The organism is Methylobacterium sp. J-030, from assembly GCF_022829545.1.
Taxonomy (GTDB): Bacteria; Pseudomonadota; Alphaproteobacteria; order Rhizobiales; family Beijerinckiaceae; genus Methylobacterium.
Window position 1 is genome coordinate 1 of sequence record NZ_JAKSYM010000327.1, and the last position, 3,132, is coordinate 3,132.

A 3,132-nucleotide genomic window follows, 5' to 3' on the forward strand; every position below is an offset into this window, starting at 1 on the left:
TGTTTGATCCCAGGGTTTGATGGTGCGATCTTCACGCCCGAGTGGAGGGACGCGCTATGGGCCAGGTTCTTCACGGCAGCGCCACAACGACGGAGGCGATCCGTCGAGCGATCCAGCATAGTCAAGCGAGCCTGAGGGCGCTGTCGAAACGCTACGGGATCAACCAGAAGACGGTCGCCAAGTGGAGGCAGCGGACCTCGGTCGCCGACCAGCGCACGGGGCCGAAAGATCCGCGTTCGACGGTGCTGTCACCCGAGGACGAGGCGGTCGTCGTCGCTTTTCGCCGGCACACCCTGCTGCCACTGGATGACTGTCTCTACGCGCTCCAGGCGACGATCCCGCATCTGACCCGCTCGTCGCTACATCGCTGCCTGCAGCGCCACGGCATCAGTCGACTGCCGGAGGTCGACGGCGACAAGCCCAAGCGTTCGCGCTTCAAGGCTTACCCGCTCGGCTACTTCCACATTGATCTGGCTGAGGTGCACACAGCGGAAGGCCGGCTCTACCTGCTCGTCGCCATCGACCGCACGACCAAGTTCGCCTTCGTTGAGCTCCATGAAAAGGCCACGCGGCGGGTCGCAGGCGACTTCCTTCGCCATCTCATTGAGGCCGTGCCCTACAAGGTGCACACGGTGCTCACCGACAACGGCACCCACTTCACCACGCCCGGCAACGTCGCCTCAGCCGCCTCCATCATCAGGGAGGCGATTGCAGCCGGCGAGACCTTTCGAGCCCATAGCTTCGAGTCCGCCTGCGCCCGCAACGATATCGACCATCGTCTGACCAAGCCGCGTCACCCCTGGACCAACGGTCAGGTCGAGCGAATGAACCGCACGATTAAGGACGCGACGGTCAAACGCTACCACTACGACAGCCACGAGCAGCTTCGCGCTCACCTGGCCGACTTCGTAAGCGCCTACAACTTTGGCCGCCGCCTCAAGACCCTGCGTGGTCTCACGCCCTACGAGGCCATCTGCAAAGCATGGTCCACCGAGCCCAGCCGCTTCAGGTCAAACCCGCTCCACCAAATGCCGGGACCAAACATCTAGTGGAGATCCCACCGGACGGAGCCCGCTTTGCTGGCCGAGCAAAGAGCGCCAGACAGCCCGATTGCCGGCAGGAAGGCAGAACGTCGGGGCCTGTATCTCACACAAACGTGAAATGCTTTCGATCGGAGCGCCAACGGCACAAGATCATGCAGGATAACGTGTCTCGGGTCAGATAGCACTTGGCCCACATTGAGCTATGATGCCGTTATCAGATGCATTATGCCCGATACAAGTGCATAAATCTAAAATGGAAATATCCAGAAACAATGTATGTTTCTCATTTTTATTGCATATAGCTGCCTAAAGTAGGCGGGAAATAGTATCTAAAATACCACTTCTGTTGCCGGATGTACTTCGACCGGAATTTCCCTCATTGTGGAAGCGCGTCGACTTGAACATGATGATCACGCACCGAGGGCATCGCCAAGCGACTGTCCGCATGAGCCTGGCGCCGAGACGCAGGCCAAATCAACCTCTGCGGCCTGATCCGGAACAACCGGGCGACGCCGTATCAGGGTCTCGAAGCATTGGGGTTTTCGATGAGGTTCCTAAAAAGCTCTCTTCTTGGGTCGGCGACAGCGTTCGCGGCAGTGGGTGCCGCACACGCCGCCGACCTGCCGGTCACGAAGTCGGTTCCGATCGAGTACGTCCGCGTCTGCGGCGCATATGGCGCCGGGTTTTTCTACATTCCCGGGACGGATACCTGCTTGCGCATCTCTGGTCGCGCTCGGTTTGAGGGCGGCTACGAAACTACCTATTCACGTCAGTCCGGCGGCAACCTCGGCGACACCGCCGGTTACGGGACTCGCCTGCGCATTAACCTGGACGCGCGGACGCAGACCGCCTATGGCACGCTCCGTGCCTTCGTGCGCCTGGACGCAGGCTCGCGCACCGGCGGATCGTATGGCGGTGGTACCTCCGGCACGCAGCAGCGTATCGGCAATGCTTACGCTGCATTAGGTCAGGATGAGTTCGGTCGCGCCCAGCAATATATGAACGTCGACAAGGCGTTCATCCAGTTCGCTGGTCTCACCGCAGGTCGTGCGTCCTCGTTCTTCGACTTCTACGCCCACGACTTCGAGTTCGCCGGCGCGACCGCTGGCTCGGACGTCTTCTCCACCAACCTGCTGGCCTACACGGCAACCTTCGGCAACGGCCTGTCGGCGACGCTCTCAGTCGAAGATCCGACGTTCCGTCGCACGAACGTCTTCTCGCCGCTTGCCACGACCGTTTCCGCCGCCAACGGTTCGATTTCGAACTTCGGTGTGACGTTCGTTCCAGCGCCGATCTTCGTTCGTAACGCCGCGGGCACGCTGCTCGCCTCCTCGACGGCTTTCCAGAGTCTTGATGTGATCCAGCGCAACGAGATGCCCGACTTCGTCGGCGTGGTGCGCTTGGATCAAGCCTGGGGCTCAGCTCAGCTATCGGCGGCATCGCACCAGATCGACATCGGCAACATCAACAGCACCCCGATCGCTGGTGCCGTCACCGCGCCGGCCCATACCAATAGCCCGTATGGCTACGCGATCCAGGGTGGCCTGAAGATCAACGCGCCGTTCATCGCGCCGGGTGATGCTCTCTATCTGCAGGGCGCCTACGCCAAGGGCGCTCAGATGTATACCGGTTACTGCCAGTATACGGGTTGCTATGCTCAAACGGCAGGTACGTTGCAGGGCTCAAAGTTCCAGCAGTACTTCAACGACGCGACGGTCAACCCTGTGACGGGCCAGCTGCAGCTGTCCGATAGCTTCACTGTCGTCGGGTCATATCTGCACTACTGGAGCCCAGAGTGGCGCTCAGCCTTCTTCGGATCCTACGGTGAGATGAACTATTCTGCGGCGGCTCGGAATGGCCAGGGCGTCATATTTGGCGCTTTGAACCCGGCTGGCACCCAAGCCTTCGGCCAGAACGCGGTCGGAACGCCGGGCACTCGCTTCTACAACCTCAGCCAGGCGCTGCGTGACACGTACCAGTTCGTCGCTGGCGCGAACATCATCTGGTCACCGGTCAAGGACCTCGATATCGGCCTGGAGGGCTTCTACACCCAGATCGGCGTGAAGAATGGCCGCGTGATCGACATTGA

General features: G+C 60.7%; 2 protein-coding genes. Both read left to right on the forward strand.

What is annotated here, in order from left to right; translation table 11 throughout:
- The first annotated feature begins 56 nt into the window (after positions 1 to 56).
- Positions 57 to 1,049 (forward strand): IS481 family transposase, encoded by a 993-nt coding sequence (locus MKK75_RS25675; RefSeq protein WP_244045331.1) that lies wholly within the window; start codon positions 57 to 59, stop codon positions 1,047 to 1,049.
- Positions 1,050 to 1,588: 539 nt separating this feature from the next.
- Positions 1,589 to 3,132 (forward strand): porin (locus MKK75_RS25680; protein ID WP_244045332.1); only part of this gene is annotated, 1,544 nt, incomplete at its 3' end.

What these genes read in the sequence shown, in the direction of transcription:
- MKK75_RS25675 (WP_244045331.1), top strand. Translation starts at nt 57, where the DNA reads ATGGGCCAGGTTCTTCACGGCAGCGCCACAACGACGGAGGCGATCCGT.